This is a genomic window from Rhodocyclus tenuis, from assembly GCF_014197755.1.
Taxonomy (GTDB): Bacteria; Pseudomonadota; Gammaproteobacteria; order Burkholderiales; family Rhodocyclaceae; genus Rhodocyclus; species Rhodocyclus tenuis.
On sequence record NZ_JACIGE010000002.1, the window covers coordinates 266211 to 285752 of the forward strand.

Annotated in this window: 20 protein-coding genes; 18 read left to right on the forward strand and 2 right to left on the reverse strand. The window is 67.5% G+C overall.

Annotation, left to right across the window (positions count from 1 at the left end):
* Window positions 1-102 precede the first annotated feature (102 nt).
* The 17 genes from GGD90_RS03835 (at window position 103) to GGD90_RS03915 (ending at window position 15971) form a co-directional block, all read left to right on the forward strand.
* Window positions 103-1953, forward strand: coding sequence for a TonB-dependent receptor domain-containing protein (locus tag GGD90_RS03835; RefSeq protein WP_153115954.1), 1851 nt, complete (start codon window positions 103-105; stop codon window positions 1951-1953).
* 9 nt (window positions 1954-1962) lie between these two features.
* Window positions 1963-2955, forward strand: a complete 993-nt coding sequence (locus GGD90_RS03840) for a FecCD family ABC transporter permease (RefSeq protein ID WP_153115955.1) — start codon at window positions 1963-1965, stop codon at window positions 2953-2955.
* A 2-nt stretch (window positions 2956-2957) separates the two neighbouring features.
* Entirely contained in the window at window positions 2958-3734 is a 777-nt protein-coding gene (locus tag GGD90_RS03845; protein WP_153115957.1) for an ABC transporter ATP-binding protein, read from the forward strand.
* A gap of 7 nt (window positions 3735-3741) precedes the next feature.
* Window positions 3742-5067, forward strand: coding sequence for a cobyrinate a,c-diamide synthase (locus GGD90_RS03850; protein ID WP_153115959.1), 1326 nt, complete (start codon window positions 3742-3744; stop codon window positions 5065-5067).
* Window positions 5068-5079: 12 nt separating this feature from the next.
* Window positions 5080-5838, forward strand: coding sequence for a 5,6-dimethylbenzimidazole synthase (gene bluB / locus GGD90_RS03855; protein WP_153115961.1), 759 nt, complete (start codon window positions 5080-5082; stop codon window positions 5836-5838).
* Between the two features lie 129 nt (window positions 5839-5967).
* A complete protein-coding gene (gene ccmA, locus GGD90_RS03860; protein ID WP_153115963.1) occupies window positions 5968-6585 on the forward strand; it encodes a cytochrome c biogenesis heme-transporting ATPase CcmA in 618 nt (205 codons plus the stop codon).
* A gap of 1 nt (window position 6586) precedes the next feature.
* Window positions 6587-7255 (forward strand): heme exporter protein CcmB, encoded by a 669-nt coding sequence (gene ccmB, locus GGD90_RS03865; protein ID WP_153115964.1) that lies wholly within the window; start codon window positions 6587-6589, stop codon window positions 7253-7255.
* Window positions 7256-7268: 13 nt separating this feature from the next.
* Window positions 7269-8027 (forward strand): heme ABC transporter permease, encoded by a 759-nt coding sequence (locus tag GGD90_RS03870; protein WP_153115965.1) that lies wholly within the window; start codon window positions 7269-7271, stop codon window positions 8025-8027.
* A 71-nt stretch (window positions 8028-8098) separates the two neighbouring features.
* Window positions 8099-8299: a heme exporter protein CcmD gene (ccmD, locus tag GGD90_RS03875; protein ID WP_153115966.1), complete on the forward strand. Its 201-nt coding sequence runs from the start codon at window positions 8099-8101 to the stop codon at window positions 8297-8299.
* Entirely contained in the window at window positions 8296-8760 is a 465-nt protein-coding gene (gene ccmE / locus GGD90_RS03880; protein WP_153115968.1) for a cytochrome c maturation protein CcmE, read from the forward strand. The genes ccmD and ccmE overlap by 4 nt, the downstream gene beginning before the upstream one ends.
* Window positions 8761-8802: 42 nt before the next feature.
* A complete protein-coding gene (locus GGD90_RS03885) occupies window positions 8803-10794 on the forward strand; it encodes a heme lyase CcmF/NrfE family subunit (RefSeq protein ID WP_153115970.1) in 1992 nt (663 codons plus the stop codon).
* A gap of 106 nt (window positions 10795-10900) precedes the next feature.
* Window positions 10901-11485, forward strand: coding sequence for a DsbE family thiol:disulfide interchange protein (locus tag GGD90_RS03890; RefSeq protein ID WP_153115972.1), 585 nt, complete (start codon window positions 10901-10903; stop codon window positions 11483-11485).
* On the forward strand, window positions 11482-12054 hold the full coding sequence (locus GGD90_RS03895) for a cytochrome c-type biogenesis protein (RefSeq protein ID WP_153115974.1): 573 nt from the start codon (window positions 11482-11484) through the stop codon (window positions 12052-12054). Before GGD90_RS03890 ends, GGD90_RS03895 begins: the two co-directional genes overlap by 4 nt.
* Window positions 12051-13343 carry a c-type cytochrome biogenesis protein CcmI gene (gene ccmI, locus GGD90_RS03900; RefSeq protein ID WP_153115976.1) on the forward strand — a complete coding sequence of 431 codons (1293 nt, stop codon included), beginning with the start codon at window positions 12051-12053 and terminating at the stop codon, window positions 13341-13343. Before GGD90_RS03895 ends, ccmI begins: the two co-directional genes overlap by 4 nt.
* A 328-nt stretch (window positions 13344-13671) precedes the next feature.
* Window positions 13672-14253 (forward strand): NapC/NirT family cytochrome c, encoded by a 582-nt coding sequence (locus tag GGD90_RS03905; RefSeq protein WP_153115977.1) that lies wholly within the window; start codon window positions 13672-13674, stop codon window positions 14251-14253.
* Between the two features lie 80 nt (window positions 14254-14333).
* Window positions 14334-15122 carry an ethylbenzene dehydrogenase-related protein gene (locus GGD90_RS03910; protein ID WP_184414917.1) on the forward strand — a complete coding sequence of 263 codons (789 nt, stop codon included), beginning with the start codon at window positions 14334-14336 and terminating at the stop codon, window positions 15120-15122.
* A gap of 42 nt (window positions 15123-15164) precedes the next feature.
* Window positions 15165-15971 (forward strand): alpha/beta hydrolase, encoded by an 807-nt coding sequence (locus tag GGD90_RS03915; RefSeq protein ID WP_153114504.1) that lies wholly within the window; start codon window positions 15165-15167, stop codon window positions 15969-15971.
* A gap of 145 nt (window positions 15972-16116) precedes the next feature.
* On the opposite strand, the gene GGD90_RS03920 is transcribed toward GGD90_RS03915, so the two are convergent.
* Together GGD90_RS03920 and GGD90_RS03925 are read right to left on the reverse strand one after the other, a co-directional pair.
* Window positions 16117-16938 (reverse strand): hypothetical protein, encoded by an 822-nt coding sequence (locus GGD90_RS03920; RefSeq protein WP_153114505.1) that lies wholly within the window; start codon window positions 16936-16938, stop codon window positions 16117-16119.
* A gap of 95 nt (window positions 16939-17033) precedes the next feature.
* Window positions 17034-17729 (reverse strand): DUF3334 family protein, encoded by a 696-nt coding sequence (locus GGD90_RS03925; RefSeq protein ID WP_153114506.1) that lies wholly within the window; start codon window positions 17727-17729, stop codon window positions 17034-17036.
* Window positions 17730-18084: 355 nt separating this feature from the next.
* Here GGD90_RS03925 and GGD90_RS03930 point away from each other — a divergent pair, with 355 nt between their 5' ends.
* Window positions 18085-19500 (forward strand): sensor domain-containing diguanylate cyclase, encoded by a 1416-nt coding sequence (locus GGD90_RS03930; protein ID WP_184414918.1) that lies wholly within the window; start codon window positions 18085-18087, stop codon window positions 19498-19500.
* Window positions 19501-19542: the final 42 nt, after the last annotated feature.

Sequence of the window (19542 nt, forward strand, 5' to 3'; positions counted from 1 at the left end):
TTCGCCCCGCCGCCGCGCCGGACACCGGCGGCGGCGGCGGCGGCCATTCGCACACCTGAACGAATACGGGCGTGCGCGAGCGCGCCTGCATGCGGAGATTTCATGAACACCATCCACCCCCTTCGAGCGACGAAAACGCTGGCCACGCTTCTTCTCGTTCTTGCTGCGGATGCAACACGCGCCGCGGACGCAATCGACCCGATCATCGTCACCGCCACCCGCCAGGAAGCGCGCAGCAACGACTTGCTCAGCGACGTCTCGGTCATCACGCGCGAAGAAATCGAAGCCGCCGGACAAAGCAGCCTGCCGGAGTTGCTCGGCCGGCAAGCGGGCATCGAATTCGATGCCAACGGCGGTGCCGGCAGCACGATGAGCCTCTACATCCGCGGCAGCAACAGCGAACACGCGCTGGTGCTGATCGACGGCATGCGCATCAATACCGCGACGATGGGCAAGGCGAGCCTGTCGCGGATTCCGCTATCCCAGATCGAGCGCATCGAGATCCTGCGCGGCCCGGCATCCTCGCTCTACGGCGCCGACGCCATTGGCGGCGTCATCCAGATATTCACCCGGCAGGGCAGCGGCCCGGCCAGATTCAACGCCGAAGCCGGCTACGGCACTTACAACACCACGCGGCTGACGGCCGGCGTCAGCGGCCAGGCAGAACGCTGGAAGTACAGCTTCCAGGCAGCGCGCGACGAAACGGCGGGCTACTCGAACAAGCTCAACGCCAACCCGGACAAGGACGGCTTTCGCGACAGCAGCTTCAGCGGCAAGCTCGCCTATCAATTTGACGCCGACAACGAAGTCGGCCTGAACGCTTTCAGCAGCGACGGGCGCAACCAGTACGACGGTCTGAGCAAGACCAAGGACTACCGCATCGACAACAGCGTCAGCAGCTACAGCCTGTATTCACGCAACCGCCTTCGTCCCGCGTGGCAGAGCAGCGTTCGCCTTGGCCACTCGATCGACGACTCGACCGACCACACCGACGGCGTACCCAAGAACTACTACCGCACCGAGCAGGATCAGGTTTCCTGGCAGAACGACATCGACCTGCCGCTCGGCCGCGCACTCGTGGCCGCCGAATGGCTGAAGCAGGATCTGACGACGTCGGGACGCTACGACAAGACCGGACGCACGATCAGCTCGCTGCTCGCCGGCTGGGGCGCTGCCGCCGGCGCCCATCGCTGGCAGTTCAACGCCCGCCACGATGACGTTTCCGGACAGACAGCAAAAAGCACCGGCGCGGCGTCCTACGGCTACCAGTTCACCGACGCCTGGCGTGCTGCCGCTGCCTACGGCACGGCGTTCAAGCTGCCGACGCTGAACGACCTGTACTCGAACATTCCCGGCATGGGCGTCGGCAACCCGGACCTCAAGCCCGAGTACGCGCGCAACCGCGAGCTGTCGCTGCACTACGACACGCCGCAGCAGAAGGCATCGCTGACCTGGTTCGACAACCGCATCGACAACTTCATCGAATGGGCCTACTACTCGGGCGCCACCAAGGAACCGCGCAACATCGCGGCGCGCATCACCGGCTGGACGCTCGCCTGGAAGGGCAACTACGGGCCGTTCTCGCTGCGCACCAGCATCGACCTGCAGGACCCGCGCAACGAAACCAGCGACGACCGGCTGCTGCGCCGCTCGCGCGAGCATGCGAGCCTCGGCGCCGACTACCAGAGCGGCCGCTGGTCCTTCGGCAGCGAACTCGTCAGCAGCAGCATGCGCAACGACTCGGTCTACGCCGCCAGCGCCCCCGGGCGGCAGCGCATCGTTCGCCTGGGCGGCTACACGCTGCTCAACCTGAACGCCAGCTACCGCATAGACCGGGAGGTCTCGCTGTTCGTCCGCGCCAACAACGTCTTCGACAAGCAATACACGCTGGTGCAGGACTACTTCACCCCCGGCGCCAGCGTTTTCGTCGGCATCCGCTACGCACAGAAGTAAAATCGGCCGATGCCCACCCGCCGCCGCGCCGTACTCATCCTCGCCGTCCTCGCCGGGCTGGCGTTGCTGAGCATTGCGCTGGCGCTGTCGGTGGGCAGCATCCACGTGCCGCTGAACGAGGTTTTCGCCACGCTGTTCGCGAGCGGCAGCGACGGCATGAGCGGCGATGTGGTGCGCAGCCTGCGCCTGCCGCGTGCGCTCGGCGGTTTCGCCTGCGGCGCGCTGCTGGCGCTGGCCGGCGCGCTCTTGCAGGTGCTGCTGCGCAACCCGCTGGCCGACCCATACGTACTCGGCATTTCCGGCGGCGCCGGTGTCGGCGCCATGTTCGCGATCCTCTTCGGCCTGTCGGTGAGCGGCGTGAACGGCCTCGCCTTCGTCGGCGCACTCGCCGCCATGCTGCTGGTCTTCGGACTGGCGCACGGCGACGGCGGCTGGACGCAGACGCGGCTCTTGCTCACCGGCGTCATCGTTGCCGCCGGCTGCGGCGCGGTGGTCGCGCTGACCCTGTCGGTGGCGCCCGAACACAAGCTGCACGGCATGCTCTTCTGGCTGATGGGCGACCTGGCACAAGGCGGCGACCCGCTGCTGCCGCTGGCGGCGCTGGCGCTGGTGCTCGCCGTCGCGCTGCCCTTCGCGCGCGAACTCAATCTGCTGGCGCGTGGCGCCGACACGGCGCAGACGCTCGGCGTCGCCGTCGGCCGCCTGCGCGCTGGCGTCTATCTGGTCGCCTCGCTGGCCACCGCCATCGTCGTCACCTACGCTGGCTCGATCGGCTTCATCGGCCTGATCGTTCCGCATCTGGTGCGCCTCGCGCTCGGCAACGACCAGCGCCTGCTGCTGCCCGCCGCCGCGCTCGCCGGCGGCAGCCTGCTGGTGATCGCCGACACGCTGGCGCGCACCGTCGTTGCGCCGCAACAGCTTCCGGTCGGCGTGCTGACCGCGCTGATCGGCGTCCCCGTCTTTCTCTATCTGCTGGCGCGCGCGCCGCTGGCGAGGCGTTGACCATGAACACCAGCACACCGCTGCTCGAAACGCGCGCGCTCAAGGTGAGCATCGCCGGCAAGCCGGTCTGCGACGCGCTCGATCTCAAGCTTGCCGCCGGCGAACGTCTGGCCATCCTCGGTCGCAACGGCGCCGGCAAGACGACGCTGCTGACAACGCTGGCCGGGCTGCGCGCGCCGGCCAGCGGCGAGCTGCTGCTGGCCGGCCAGACTTACGCCGCGCTCGGTCCGCGCCAGTCGGCGCGCTGCCGCGGCTGGCTGGCGCAGCAACGCGAAGACGCCTTCGGTTCGACCGCGCTGGAAACCGCGCTTACCGGCCGTCATCCGCATCTCGGCCGCTGGCACTGGGAATCGGCCGACGACGCCGACATCGCGCGGCAGGCGCTCGCCGCCGTCGGTCTGCAGGGCTTCGAAGCGCGCGACGTACTCACGCTGTCCGGTGGCGAACGCCAGCGACTGGCCGTTGCCACGCTGCTGGCGCAGGCGCCGCAGCTCTATCTGCTCGACGAACCGATCGCGCACCTCGACCTCAACCACCAGATCGCGCTGCTCGAACTCTTCGCCAGCGCCGCCCAAGACGGCGTCGCCGTCGCCATGTCGCTGCACGATCCCGGCCTCGCGCTGCGCTTTGCCGACCGCGCGCTGCTGCTCCACGGCGACGGCCGTGCCGAGGAAGGTCCGGTTGCGGCAATGCTCACCGCCGAGCGTCTGTCGGCGCTCTACCAGCACCCCTTGCTTGCCGCCAATATCGATGGCCGCAGCTGTTTCATCCCGCGCTAAGCGAACCATGAACACCACCACTGCCTGCCCGGCGCTATTCATCGCCGCCCCCGCTTCCGGCCAGGGCAAGACGACGATCGTCGCCGCGCTGGCGCGCCTGCACACGCGACTCGGCCGGCGCGTGCGCGTGTTCAAGTGCGGCCCGGACTTTCTCGACCCTCAGATCCACCGCGTCGCCGCCGGCGCCGACTGTTACAACCTCGACCTGTGGATGTGCGGCGAGGCCGACGGCGCCTGGCGGCTCGCCGCCGCAGCCAGGGAATCCGACCTGATCCTGGTCGAAGGCGTGATGGGCCTCTACGACGGCGAGCCCTCGGGTGCCGAGATCGCCGCGCGCTTCGGACTGCCGATCCTCGCCGTGATCAACGGCGCGTCGATGGCCGCCACCTTCGGCGCCATCGCGCACGGTCTCAAGCACTACCGGCCGGGAACGAACCTCGTCGGCGCGCTGGCCAACCGTGTCGCCGGCGAACGCCACGCCGAACTGCTGCGCGCCGGACTGCCGGCCGACATCGACTGGTACGGTTCACTGGCACGCGATGCCGACAGCGCGCTGCCCGAACGCCATCTCGGCCTGCTGCCGGCCGGCGAAATTGCCGAACTCGACGCACGCCTCGACCGTCTCGCCGACCTGCTGGCGCCCACCGCCGCGGCGACACTGCCGCCGCCGCTCGATTTCTCGCGCATCGCCGCCAGCCGGGCGCCGGCGATTGCCGGGCTGCTCGCCGGCCGGCGCATCGCCGTCGCGCGCGACGCCGCCTTCTGCTTCCTCTACCCGGCCAACCTCGACTGCCTGCGCGCACTCGGTGCGACGCTCGTCTTCTTCTCGCCGCTGGCCGGCGAAGCGCTGCCCGACTGCGACGCGGTGTGGCTGCCCGGCGGTTACCCCGAACTGCACGGCGAACGCCTCGCGGCGCAGAGCGCGCTGTGGTCGGCGCTGGCCGCGCATGTCGCCGCCGGCAAGCCGCTGCTCGCCGAATGCGGCGGCATGATGACGCTGTTCGCCGGCATCACCGATGGCGACGGCCGACGCCACGCCATGGCCGGACTGCTGCCCGGCGAGATTTTCATGCAGCGCCGGCTCGCAGCGCTCGGCATGTGCGCCGCACGGTTGCCGGTGGCTGCCGGCGAAGCGACTGCCGACGACGAACTGCGCGGCCACAGCTTCCACTATTCTCGCGCCGAAACGCCGCTGACGCCGTTCGCCCGCGCGCTGCGCGCCGATGGCCGGCCGGGCGAGGCGATCTACCGCCAGCAGCGGCTGACGGCGAGCTACATGCACTTCTACTTTCCGTCAAATCCGCGCGCCGCTGCGCAACTGTTCCTGCCGTAAACGAGACTCCAGATGAATACCTCCGCAAATTCCAACGACACCGTTCCGGCAGCCGCCAAGAACGCGCCGGCAGCCCGGAACGACACGCCGAACGCCGACCGCTACAGCGATGCCGAGATCGCCGCGCTGTGGCGCGCGCTGCGCGAACGCCGCGACATGCGCCATTTCGTCGCCGACGCACTGCCCGAAGGCACGCTCGAGCGTCTCGTCGAAGCCGCGCATCTGGCGCCCTCGGTCGGCTTCATGCAGCCCTGGCGCTTCATCCGCATCCGCAGCCGCGAGCAGCGCGAGCGCATCCACGCGCTGGTCGAAGCCGAGCGCCTGCGCACGGCGGAGCTGCTGCCCTCGCGCAACGATGAGTTCCGCGCAGTCAAGATCGAGGGCATCCTCGACTGCGCCGAAGTGCTCGTCGCCTGCCTGATGCCGGGGCGCGAAGCGCACATCGTCGGCCGGCGCACGCTGCCCGAGATGGACGTCGCCTCGCTCGGCTGTGCCATCCAGAACATGTGGCTGGCGGCACGCACCGAAGGCATCGGTCTTGGCTGGGTGTCGTTCTACGACCCCGACGCGCTCGCCGCCCTGCTCGAGCTCCCCGCCGGCGCCCGCCCGCTCGCCGTGCTCTGCATCGGCCGCGTGCGCGAGTTCTACCCGCGGCCGATGTTCGAGGACGCCGGCTGGGGCCGTCGCCTGCCGCTCGCATCGCTACTTTTCGAAGAACGTTGGCCGGCCGACGCCGACGCGCTGCAGACGACGACGCCACCGGCCTATTGAGCCCATCGGCATGGCGGCGGCGGTGCCATCGGGAAGACGCGCCCGGCGCCGATTTTGACTCTGGTCAATCCAAGGCTAAACTCGCGCCTGCACAATAACGCCCGATGGTTTTCCCGGACCCTTAGCCGCATGCTCGAAGCGTCGAATCTGGAGTGCGTACGCGGCGAGCGCCGCCTGTTTGCCGGCGTCGGTTTTCGCCTCGACGCGGGCGAACTGCTGTCTCTGCAGGGGGCCAACGGCTCCGGCAAGACCAGCCTGCTGCGCATGCTCTGCGGCCTGACCGCGCCGGCCGCCGGCGAAATCCGCTGGCGCGGGCAAGCGACGGCCAAGCTCGGCGGCGAATTCCGCGCCGAGCTCTGTTACCTCGGACACCACAACGCGATCAAGGAAGAGCTGACGCCGCTCGAGAACCTGCTCACCTCGGCCCGGCTCGCCGGCGAGCCGCTGGCTGAGGACAATGCGCTCGACGCGCTGGAAACGGTTGGACTCGCCGGCCGCGAAGACCTCGCCTGCCGTTACCTGTCGCAAGGGCAGAAGCGGCGCGTCGCGCTGGCGCGGCTGGTGCATGAGCGGCGCGCGCTGTGGATCCTCGATGAGCCTTACGTCGCGCTCGACGTTGCCGCGGTCGACATGGTCGCCGGCCTGATCGGCGCGCACCTGCAACGCGGCGGGCTGGCCGTACTGACGACACACCAGCCGGTGGCCGTCGCCGCCGGCAGCATCCGCGAACTGCGGCTGGGCAGCTGAGATGCTCGCGCTACTCAAAACGGTCGTCGCCCGCGACCTGCGCCTGGCCATGCGCCGGCAGGCCGACATCGTTTCAGCGCTGTTCTTCTTCATCATCGTCGTCAGCCTGTTCCCGCTCGGCGTCGGCCCGGAAGCCGATCTGCTGCGTCGGCTGGCGCCCGGCGTGCTCTGGGTGGCGGCCTTGCTGGCGACGATGCTCTCCTTGCCACGGCTCTTCGCCGACGATTTCCGCGACGGCACGCTCGAACAACTGGCGCTCGGACCGCAGCCGCTGGCCGTCGCCGTGTTCGGCAAGACGTTGGCGCACTGGCTGTCGTCGGGACTGCCACTGACCCTGCTCTCGCCGCTGATCGGCGCGCAGTTCGACCTGCCGGCCGACGCCGTGTGGATGCTGGTGCTGGCGCTCTTGATCGGCACACCGGCACTGTCGGCGATCGGTGCCATCGGTGCGGCGCTGACGCTCGGCCTGCGCGGCGGCGGTGTTTTGCTGTCACTGCTGGTGCTGCCGTTGTACATTCCGGTGTTGATCTTCGGCGCCGGCGCGGTCGACGCGACGGCCGGCGGGCTCGGCGCGCAGGCGCACCTGTCGGTGCTCGGCGCGCTCTCGCTCGCTGGCCTGTTCTTTGCGCCGTGGGCCACTGCCGCCGCCCTGCGCGTGGCTCTTGAATGATGCGAAGGATGCAATGAATAACCGTCTGCTCAACTGGTTCAAATTTGCCTCGCCGCAAAGCTTCTTCCCGCTCGCCGGGAAAATGATTCCGGGTTTCTGGGCGCTCGCCGTGATCTTCGGCGTCGCCGGCCTCTATCTCGGTTTCTTCGTTGCGCCGACCGATGCGCAGCAGGGCGAGGGCTACCGCATCATCTTCCTGCACGTTCCGGCAGCGTGGATGTCGATGTTCATCTACCTGGTGATGGCTTTCTGGGCGGCAATCGGCCTGATCTACAAGACGCGCCTGTCGGGAATGATGGCCAGCGCGCTGGCGCCGACCGGCGCCATGTTCACCTTTCTCGCGCTGTGGACCGGCGCCTTCTGGGGCAAGCCGATGTGGGGCGCCTGGTGGGTGTGGGACGCACGGCTGACCTCCGAACTGATCCTGTTCTTCCTCTACATCGGCTTCATCGCGCTGCAGGCGGCGATCGACGATCCGCGCCGTGCCGACAAGGCCGGTGCCATCCTCGCGCTGGTCGGCGTGGTGAACATCCCGATCATCTATTTCTCGGTGAAATGGTGGAACACGCTGCATCAGGGCGCTTCGGTCAGCCTGACGAAAGCACCGTCGATGGCGCAGACGATGCTGCTGGCCATGCTGCTCTGCGCGCTGGCGTTCTGGATGTACAGCGTCGCCGTCGCGCTGATGCGCGTGCGCGGAATCATCCTCGAACGCGAACGCAACAGCGAGTGGGTGAAACAGCAGGTGACGATGGCTGCCGCCGGCCGCTGAACGCGACCAGCAGAATCTGCAAGAACGGCTCGCCGCGTCCGACGGCGCGCCGCAACCAAGGAAAGTGCGCAATGGTCTGGAACAGCTTTTCCGATTTTCTGGCAATGGGCGGCTACGGCCTGTACGTCTGGGGCTCGGTCGGCGCGACGGCGCTGCTGATGATGCTTGAGCCGATCATCATCGCGCGGCGCAACAGCGCGCTGACGACGCAACTGCAGCGCCAGTTCCGCGCCGAGCGCAATCAGCACACGCAGCGCAGGAGTCCGGCATGAAAGCGCGTCAGCAACGCATCGCCCTGATCGTCGGCGGCCTCGCCGTGCTCGGCATCGCCGCCGCGCTGGTCCTCAACGCCTTCCAGAGCAATCTCGTCTTCTTCTTCTCGCCGACGCAGGTCGCCTCGGGCGAAGCGCCGAAGGACCGCGTCTTCCGCATCGGCGGCATGGTCAAGGAAGGCTCGCTGACGCGCGAGGCCGACGGCGTCACCATGCGCTTCGTCGTCACCGACACGGCGCGCGAGATGACCGTCAACTACAAGGGCATCCTTCCCGACCTGTTCAAGGAGGGCAAGGGTGTCGTCGCGCAGGGCAAGCTCGGCGCGGGCGATGTATTCGTCGCCAGCGAAGTGCTCGCCAAGCACGACGAGAACTACATGCCGCCGGAAGCCGCCAAGGCGCTCGACGATGCCGGCAGCCGCGCGGTCAACGAAAAGGCCTCGCACAGCCTGAAGCAATAGGCGCTGCCACCGCAAGCGCCCGAACCACAACCGGATGAACGCATGATTCCTGAACTCGGCCACTTCGCGCTGATTGCCGCTCTCTGCATCGCGCTGACGCTGGGCACGCTGTCGCTGGTCGGCGCGCACCGCAACCGGCAGGCGTGGATCGCACTGGCGCGGCCGGCGACCTTCGCTTTCACGCTGATGCTGATCGCCGCCTACGCCTGTCTCACCACGGCCTTCGTGAACAACGACTTCTCGGTGCTCTACGTCGCCCAGCACTCGAACTCGCTGCTGCCGCTGACCTACCGCGTCGCCGCCGTCTGGGGCGGCCACGAGGGTTCGCTGCTGCTGTGGGCGCTGATGCTGGCGCTGTGGATGCTGGCCGTCGCGATCTTCTCGCGCGACTTGCCCGAACGCATGCGCGCGCGCGTGCTCGGCACGCTCGGCCTCGTTGCCGCCGGTTTCCTGCTGTTCATCCTGATCACCTCGAACCCCTTCGAGCGCCTGCTGCCGGGCGCCGAGGAAGGGCGCGACCTCAACCCGCTGCTGCAGGACCCCGGCCTCGTCATTCACCCACCGATGCTGTACATGGGTTACGTCGGCTTCTCGGTGGCCTACGCCTTCGCCGTCGCCGCGCTGCTCTCGGGCAACCTCGACGCCGCCTGGGCGCGCTGGTCGCGGCCATGGACCACCGCCGCCTGGGTGTTCCTCACCATCGGCATCGCGCTCGGCTCATGGTGGGCTTACTACGAACTCGGCTGGGGCGGCTGGTGGTTCTGGGATCCGGTCGAGAACGCCTCGTTCATGCCCTGGCTGGTCGGCACGGCGCTGGTGCACTCGCTGGCAGTCACCGAAAAACGCGGCAGCTTCAAGAACTGGACGGTGCTGCTGGCAATTTCAGCGTTCTCGCTCTCGCTGCTCGGCACCTTCCTCGTCCGTTCCGGCGTACTCAGCTCGGTACACGCCTTCGCCACCGATCCGGGCCGCGGCATCTTCATCCTCGGCTTCCTCGTCGCCGTCATCGGTTCGTCGCTCGCGCTGTTTGCCTGGCGCGCGCCAAACATCGGCCTCGGCGGCCGCTTCGGCCTGCTCTCGCGCGAATCGCTGCTGCTCACCAACAACGTGCTGCTGGTCGTCGCCTGCGCTTCGGTGCTGCTCGGCACGCTCTACCCACTGGCGGTCGACGCGCTCGGCCTGGGCAAGCTGTCGGTCGGCCCGCCCTACTTCGACACGGTCTTTGCGCCGTTGATGGCGCCAGCGCTGTTCCTCATCGGCGTCGGCCCGTTCGCGCGCTGGAAGAAGGCTTCGGCCGGCGAGCTGGTGCGCACGCTGCGCGTCGCCTTCGTCGTCGCTGCCGTCGTCGGCATCGCCATTCCCTTTTTCTACGGCAGCTGGTCGCCGCTGGTTGCCTGCGGCCTGCTGCTGGCGGCGTGGATCGCGCTGACCGTGTTCCTCGGCATCTTCCAGCGCGCACAGGCGACGCGTGCCGGCGGCTCCTTCGCCGCCGCCCTGGCGCGCCAGCCGAAAAGCTTCTACGGCATGCAGCTGGCGCACCTCGGCATTGCCGTCTTCGTCGTCGGCGTAAGCATGGTCAAGGGCTACGAACAGGAAAAGGACGTGCGCATGGAGTTCGGCGACCACGTCGAGGTTGCCGGCTACACCTTCACCTTCAAGGGCGTCAGCCAGCAACAGGGCGCCAACTATCTGGCGCTGGTCGGCGAAGTCGAGCTGTCGCGCGACGGCAAGGTGCTGCGCACGCTCTCCCCGGAAAAGCGCAACTATGTGTCGTCGTCGATGCCGATGACCGAAGCGGCGATCGACTCGGGCTTGCTGCGCGACGTCTATGTTTCGCTCGGCGAACCGATCGACCGCAGCAATCCGGGTGGCGCCTGGGCGGTACGCGTCTATTACAAGCCTTTCGTCGACTGGATCTGGGGCGGCTGCGGCCTGATGGCGCTGGGCGGCCTGCTGGCCATGCTCGACCGTCGCTACCGCCTGCGCGCGCGCGCCGCCGCGCCGGCATCGGCGACGCAGATGCAGGGCGCCTGAGCATGGGCGACCTGCCGCAGCGCGCTTCGCCGCGCCTGCCCGCCCCCTTCGTTTCCGCCTGCCGGCCGTCGCGTCGGCGCGCACTCCGTTTCGGGAGACAAGCCGCATGAACAAGTTCCTCTGGCCGCTCGTCGGCTTTGCCGTCCTCGTTGCCCTGCTCGGCGTCGGGCTGACGCTCAACCCGCGCGATGTGCCCTCGCCGCTGGTCGGCAAGCCGGCGCCGGCGTTCACGCTGAAACAGCTCGGTGCAGCCGACCAGACCTTCTCGCCGCAGGACCTGCGCGGCAAGGTGTGGCTGCTCAACGTCTGGGCCTCGTGGTGCGTTTCCTGCCGGCAGGAGCATCCGCTGCTGGTCGAATTCGGCAAGAAGCAGGCGGTGCCGCTGATCGGCCTCAACTACAAGGAATTGCGTGGCGACGGTGGCGTCGACATGAGCCGCATCGGCGCCGACGACGAGGAAAGGCAGGCACGGCAGCGCGCTGCCGGCTGGCTGGAAGCGCACGGCAATCCGTACACGCTGACCGCGCTCGACCTCGACGGCCGCGTTGGCATCGACTACGGCGTCTATGGCGTTCCCGAGACCTACGTCATCGACAAGGCCGGCATCATCCGCCTCAAGCACACCGGGCCGCTGACGCCCGAGGCCCTCTCCGGCAAGATCATGCCGCTGGTGGCGGAGCTGTCGAAATGAGGCGCGGCTGGCAGACGTCCGCGCTGACCTCTGCGCGCTCGCTGCTGCGCGCACTGCTCTTCGCCGCCCCCGTGCTCGCCATCGGCGCGCTGCTGCCGCCACTGCAGCCGCTGCTGGCGCCGGCGGCAGTAGCCAACGAGGCAGCGCCGCTCGTCGCCGACGAGGTGACCGAGAAGCGCCTGCTGGCGATTTCCGAGGAACTGCGCTGCCTCGTCTGCCAGAACGAAACGCTGGCCGCCTCGCAGGCCGAACTCGCCAATGATCTGCGCCGTGAGATCCGCGGCCTGATCAAGGACGGCAAGAGCGACGCCGAGATCATGGACTTCCTGGTCAGCCGCTACGGTGATTTCGTGCGTTACCGGCCGCCGCTGAAGAGCTCGACGCTGCTGCTCTGGCTCGGCCCGGCGGCACTGTTGCTGATCGGCATCTTCGCGCTGTTCCGCTATCTGCGCCAACGCAACGTCGCCATCGCCGCGACGCCGCTATCGGCCGACGAAGCGCGTCGCGCCGACGCGCTGCTCAACGCCGGCAGCGCGGACAACAGCGACCAACACGGCAACAAGTCATGACCGAATTCATCGTACTCGCCGCGCTGCTCGTCGCCGCGGCCATCCTGATCATGGCCGTGCCGCTGCTGCGCCGCGATGCGGCGGCAAGCAGCACGGCAGCCAGCGGCAGCAACCGGCGCGAAGCCAATCTGGCGATCCTGCGCGACCAGCTCGCCGAGCTCGAGAACGAGCGCCGCGAAGGCACGCTCTCCGATGCCGATTTCGAACAGGGCAAGGGCGAACTGCAACGTCGTCTGCTTGAAGAAACTCAGGCCGAAGAAGCGCAGCCCGCCACAGCGCCGAGCGCTGCCAGCGCCGCTGCCGGCCGCAAGTCGGCGCTGCTGGTCCTGCTGGCGCTACCGATTGCCATCGCCGCCGGCTACGCCGCGCTTGGCGAACCGCGCGCGCTCAACCCGCAGCTGACGCAGCCGGCGTCGAAAGTGAGCGAGCAGCAGATGCTGGCGCTGGTCGAGCAGCTGGCCGAGCGGCTCAAGGCCAAGCCCGACGACCTCGAAGGCTGGGTGACGCTGGCGCGCTCGTACAAGACGCTCGGCCGCTACACCGAAGCGGCCAGTGCCTACGCCCGCGGCGGCCGCATGGTCGAGGAAAGTGCGCCGCTGCTTGCCGACTACGCCGAAACGCTCGGTCAGATTGCCAACGGCAGCCTGCTCGGCCGGCCGCAGGAACTGATCGCACAGGCGCTCAAGATCAACCCCGACGAGCCGCAGGCCTTGTTCCTGGCTGGCGCTGCGGCCAGCGAGGAGCGGCAGTTTGGCGCCGCTGCCGACTACTGGGAGCGCCTGCTCAAGCAGATGGACCCGAACGGCGAGGAAACGCGTGCGCTCGCCGACGCCGCAGCCAAGGCGCGCGAAATCGCCCGGCACGGCGCCAGCGCGACGGCCGCACCGGCCGCAGGCGCTGCCGCGCAGTCGAACGACGGCCGCAAGAGCAAGGCCGCCGCCGCGGACAGCAGCATTGCCGGCGAGGTGAAGCTGGCACCGGCGCTGGCCGCACGCGTCAAACCCGATGACGTGATCTTCGTCTTTGCCCGTGCCGAAGACGGCGAACGCCGGCCGCTCGCCGCGCTGCGCGGCAACGCCGCCAACCTGCCGCTGCGCTTCCATCTCGACGACGCGGCGGCGCTACCCGGCGGACGCAAGATGTCGGAGGTGGCGACGGTCGTCGTCGAAGCGCGTATCGCCCGCGCGGGAATTGCCCAAAGCAGCAGCGGCGACCTCTATGGCCGGGTTGCCGGCGTTCGTCCCGGCAGCAGCGGCCTGCAGCTGCTGATCGACAAGATCGAGCCCTGAAAGCGGCGCGCCCCGGGCAAGGGCGCAGTCCCGCGCACCACTCCGGAAGAGGCGCCCGCTGCCGCCGGCGGGCGCGACGCGGGCCGCCGCTCCCTTGCCGGGGCGCGCAAGCCGGCCTGAATCAAAGGCGCTGCGGGCGTGCCGGGTTAGACTTGCACTGTCGTTACGCCCGGTCAGCCTCACCTTGTTCAGGAGCGCGCCGGGAGCACGGCGTCCGGACTCACGGGCAAGCACACGCGGTTCTCGCGTTGCCTGCCTTCCCTGTCGGCAAACGCCAGCGGCGGCAATGCAAGCTGCCACGGCTGGCCCAAAGCGGAGATAGAAGCACATGTTCCGTGAAAAACACGGCTTTTGGGCGACCTTCCTGCGCCCGTCAGCACGCTACTCATTGTTGACGCTGCTCGTCGTCGGCTTCCTCGCCGGCGTCGCCTTCATCGGCGGCACGCACTACGCCTTCGAAGTCACCAGCTCGCCGCAGTTCTGCGCCGATGCCTGCCACGAAATGGCGACGGTAAGCGCGGAGTACAAGCAGAGCGTGCACTACAGCAACCGCAGCGGCGTGCGCGCCGAATGCGCCGACTGCCACATCCCGCAGCCGCTCGGCCCGAAACTCGAGAAGAAGATCGTCTCGGCCAAGGAACTGTGGGGCAAGATCACCGGCAGCATCAGCACGCCCGAAAAATTCGCCGCCAAGCGCCTCGAACTCGCGCAGCACGAATGGGCGCGCATGAAGGCCACCGACTCGCGCGAATGCCGCAGCTGCCACCAGGTGGACGGCATGTCGGCCGACAAGCAGACACCGCGCGCCGGCGCCATGCACAGCATGATCGGCCAGGATGGCCGCACCTGTATCGACTGCCACAAGGGAATCGCCCACCAGCTGCCCGAGAACATGCCCGAGGGCGAATGAAACCCTGCCCCGGCCGGCAACGCGCTTGCACGACCGGCCAGCCTCGCCGACTTCCGTCTGACCGATCTGAAAGGAGTGTCATGCAGCCATCGACCCGCCTCGCCCTCGTTCTCCCGCTCGCGCTCGCCTGCAGCGCCGCGTTTGCCGCGCCCGACTGGAGCAAGATTCCGGCGCGCGAGATCACGGTGTTCCACGCCGGTGCAACCTCGTTCGAGTGGATCGGCAGCGAGCACCCCGGCGCCAGCATCGTCAAGGCCGGGCAGCCGTGCATCATCTGTCACGAAACGAAGAAGGGCCTCGACTACACCGCCAAGAAACTGGCGCCGCGCGAACCCGACGCGCAGGCAATGCCGAAGACCGTGAGCTTCCCGGTGAGCGTGCAGGCAGCAGTGGAAAAGGGAACGCTCAATGTGCGCCTGTCGTTCAAACCGCCGGCCGACAGCAAGACCGGTAGCGACGCCGACAACGAACTCAAGGCGGCGATCATGCTGCTCGACGACAAGGTGCCGCAGGCCAAGCTCGCCGGCTGCTGGACGAGCTGCCACAAGGACATGCGCGGCATGCCCGGCGGCGATGCGAAGAAGGGCAAGTACGTCAGCGCCGGCAGCTTCGAGCTGCTGCAGTGGAAGAGCGGCAAGACGTCGGCGGCGCTGCCGGCCGGCGTCAAGGTGGAAAGCGGCAAGGACGGCGACAGGACTACCGTCACTTTCTCGCGCAAGCTCGGCGGCGCCGTCGTCGAGGGGCGCAGCGTTCCCTTCGGCATCGCCATCCACGCCAACCGTGCGGCCGGCCGCATGCACTACGTCTCGCTCGGCTACCGGCTCGGCATCGGCGGCGCGCCGGGTGAGGTGCAGGCGGCGAAGCAGTAGCGACGAGCGGCGACAACCCCGGCGCACGGCACTGCGGCAACGATGCTGCCATTCCCGCCCGGCGTGCCGCGCTGGCGAGCGCTGCCAGCCGCGGCACTCGCCGTCTGCGTGCTCGTCTCTTCGCCGCAGGTCGCGGCACAGATGCGCAGTTCAGCGGCCGGAGAGACCCGCGAAGACGCGGCAAACGCGGTGCGCACGCTCACTTTGACATTGAGCGAGCGGCCGGTGCGCGTTGACGTCCATGCGCCCGCCGGCAAGGGGCGCGATGCCGTCGTCCTCGCGCATGGCTTCATGCGCACGCGCGCCTCGCTCGCCGGACACGCCGCAGCATTGGCAGAGGCGGGATATCTCACGGTAGCCAGCGATCTGCCTTACGGCGTCAGCGCCCGCGACAACGGCGAAGCGCTCGCCGATCTGCTAGCACTGATGCGTGCCGGAGCGCTTGGCATGCCGGTCGAGCGCATTGTCCTTGCGGGTTTCTCGGCCGGCGCGCTGGCGGCACTGTTCGCTGCCGTGAATACGCCTGATCTGGCCGGCTACATCGCGCTCGACCCGGTCGATTTTCCCGACCGCGAAGGACTGGCGGCGGCGCATCACCTGCAAATTCCGGCCGTGCTGCTGCACGGCCCACCCAGTGCCTGCAATGTCTTCCGCAGGGCAGCGCCGTGGGCCGCCGCCATGCCTGACTTGCGCGAGGAGCGGCTGATCGAGAACGCCAGTCACTGCGACTTCGAGTCGCCGACCGACGGCGTATGCACTCATCTCTGCGGTGCCACCACTCCCGAACGCCAGGCGGCGGTGCGCGCCGCGTTGCTGCGGGCAGCTGCTGCCCTGTTATCGCCGCGCTGAGCGAAAACCCGCCACAGCCTTAACTTGTAGCGCCGATGCGGCCACACCAAGTTCCGCCGCGAATGGCGACTGCACTCGGCGCGGCAGGTGCAGAACCGTCGGCATCATTCCGGACAGCGGAATTCTCCTGGCACGGGAGCGCACATCAGGGCGGCGTGACCGGTCTGGTCGCCGCACCGACCAGCTTGACCACCACACCGCCGCCCGGCACCAGCGAACTTGCCAGTTCGGCGCCGACGTCAAACAGTACGTCGCGCGTCACCATCTGCCGGGCCATGCTGCTCAACATGCTGCCCTCGCGGTTGACGCTGCCGGTGAGCGCGTCGATTTCGACCACGCCCCGCTTGTCGCGCCAAGCGAACTCGAACGCGTATACCGGCCGGTAGTACAGCGTCAGCCCGCCGATCAGCAATTCGTCGTCGAGGATGACGTGCGCGGCAACGGGTTCCATCAGCCGCGCCTTGACCTTCTGCACGATCAGCGCCGCAGTGATATCCGGCGGCAGCAGGTTCAGGCCGCTGCCATCGAGATAAGGCGACGCCTTCTCCTGATACGCGGCGACGTACTCGGACGGCGTTTTTGCGCCTTTGTGTTTCAGCAAGCCATCAAAGAACTCGGACAATTCGGTGTGCTTTTCGCAATGCTCGAGCGCGCTGACGAGCAGTTGTCCACCGGGCCGGAACTCGAGATCACGATCGAGCAAGCTCACCTTGAGCGCGTACGGGCTCACCGCCTGCAGCGTGTAGTCGGTCTTCACCTGGAAACGCGTATGCCGCGCGGCCCGGACACGCCAGAAGGGCTCATAGCGCTTTTCCGAGGAGACGAGGCTGATATCCGCCTCTTTCGGACGATCCCAAACCTTGGCCAGCGCCATCCAGCCGAAGGCGCCGGCCTTCTCCTTTTCGGCCTGAGCGCGCGCCGCGGGCTCGTTATAGACGTCGGCGAAAGTGAGAATTTCCTGTTCCATCGTGTCGTTCCGTAGCGGTCGAAGTGCAAAACAGAGCATTCAGTGCCGGGCTTTCCGCAGCAAGGCCGCCCGAGTCTGCGCCGGGCTTGCCTGAATCACATCCCCAGCGAGTCGAGCAGGTCGTCGTGGTCGCTGGCAGGCGTCGTCGACGCGGCGTGCGGCGAACGCTGGCTCGCCTGCGCGTTGGCCTGCGCGATCAGTTCGTCGGGATCGGGCGCGTCGAGCGGCTGGAAGTCAAAGAGCTTGATGAACTCGGTGCGATCGATCGCCAGCTCGAGGTAGAAGATGTTGTTGCGCGCGGTAAAGAAAGTGACGCGGCGCACCTCGGGCTTGTCGAGGTTGGTATCGACGCTGAGCATCACCTGCTTGTTGAGCACCAGCATCTTCGGCTGGTTTTGCGTGATGTGCGTCTGCAGTTCGCGCGCCACCTTGCCGGTGAAGTCGCCGACGATCTGGTTCATCAGTTCGCCCATGACGTTGCTCACCTCATCGGAGGTGTGCGAGGTCGCCAGCTCGTCCTTCGCCATGCCCATGGTCAGCATGTAGGTCTCGTACAGCTCCATCGCCGCCGGCGCCGAGAAGTTGATGACGACGAGGCCGGAAAAGCCGCCGTCGAACAGCACGAAACAGCCGATGTCGGGCTTCAGACAGGTCTTGGTGATGCGCTGCACCATGCCGGAAAAATTGACCTGACTCTGCGTCGCGACGGTGAGCACGCGGGTCACCGAATTGCACAGGCTGAGCAGGATGTCTTCGGTGCCGAAAACGACGTCTTTATCTGTTGTACTCATGATTCTCCGATGCTCCCGAGTTTTGCGGCCAAGGTTTCGCCGCCCCTTGCGATCTGTACGGCATAGGAAAAGGGAATCGCCGCTGCGCCTCTCCTTATACCCGATCTGCCAGTAATGCGACTACTGCGATTTCGCGCTGGCTGAAGGGCGATGCAGGCGCTGATGCGCGGGGCTCGTGCCTTCAGATTTGCATGATCTAAGAAGATTTTGATCCTTCAGACATTCCTGGATCCGCGCTAAAACTGCGCCGGAATCCGGACACCCAGGTCTGCCGCAAACGGGCCCGCTTGAAGACCGGATGGTCGTGCGCCGTACGGCATCAGGCGCGCTGGCTGGGCAAGCTCAGGCCTCGGAAATGAAAATCGTCTTGTTGGGATATTGCGCCGCTGAGGTCGATTCGATCCAGCAGGTGCTGGCGCCATTGACCCGCCAGTATGGCCTTGGCTATCGCACCGTGCCTGACGTTGGCGCGCTGCCGGCAGCCCTTGACTGCGACGACTCGTGCTTCGTCATCGCCAACGACTGGCATGGCGGTGTCAACGTCGAGCAGGTGATCGAATGCTGCCGCCAGCACGACAGCCGACCGCCGATCGTCTTTGCCTCGGGCAATCTGCGCGAGGAAATGGCCAGCCAGGTCATCGATTCCGGCGCCGACGGCTATGTCTTCTGGGACCGCCTGTTCCAGTTGCGCTGGTTCATCCATAAGCATCTGCAGAAGCGACGCTGGCTACCGACGCAATTGACCGAAAGCGCGAAAGCCTCGGCGCGCATCAATGACCGCCTGTCGACGCTGCTCGACCTGTCGAGCGACGCCATCGTTGCCACCGACCCCGACTTCCGCATCATCTTCTTCAACAAGGGTGCGGAGCGCATCTTCGGCCACAGCGCCGACGAAATCCTCGGCCATGCCTTCAGCACGCTGCTGCCGGCCTTTTCGCTGAAGGCCTTCGCCAACACCGGCTTCACGCAGGCGCCGCGCAGTACGGCGAGCGAACTCGCCGAGCGCACCGAAGTCGATGCACGGCGGAAAGACGGTACGCTCTTTCCCGCCGAAGTCTCGATCGCCGTGCTCGAAGAAGATGGTGGCGCCATCTGCCTGGCGATTTTGCGCGACATCGCCGAAAAGAAGCGCGTCGCCGAACACATCGTCTATCTGGCCACGCACGACAGCCTGACCGGCCTGCCCAACCGCAATCTGTTCCTCGACCGGCTGGCGCATGCGATCGACGTCGCCGACCGCAACGAGAAACTGATGGCGCTGATGTTCATCGACCTCGACGGCTTCAAGCAGGTCAACGACCTGCTCGGACACGCTGCCGGCGACGAATTGCTGCAGGTGGTCGCCGGGCGATTGCGCGGTCAGTTGCGCGCGGCCGATACCGTCGCCCGTCTCGGCGGCGACGAGTTCGCCGTGATTCTCGAACATCTCGAACACGTCGATCCGATCAGCCAGATTGCCGCTGACCTGATCCGCGTTCTCGACGATCCGATCGTCACCGCGCAAGGGCCCGCCATCGTTTCGGCCAGCATCGGCATCGTCATCTGCCCGCTGGAAGCGAAAACCACGCACGAAATGATGATCGACGCCGACCGCGCGATGTACGCCGCCAAGGCCGCCGGCAAGGGGCGCTTCCTTTTCTATTCGGCGGAAATGTCGCCGGAGGCGGCGCTTCGCCAGGAAACACCGGCGCAGGCGCTTCCGGCACACGCAGCGGCGACAGGCGCTGACGGCCAGCACCTAGGTCAAACCAGCCGCGAATACGCGGTCTGAGCTCGTCGCTGCAAACGGCGCAGCTGCCCGAAGCAGCTGGCA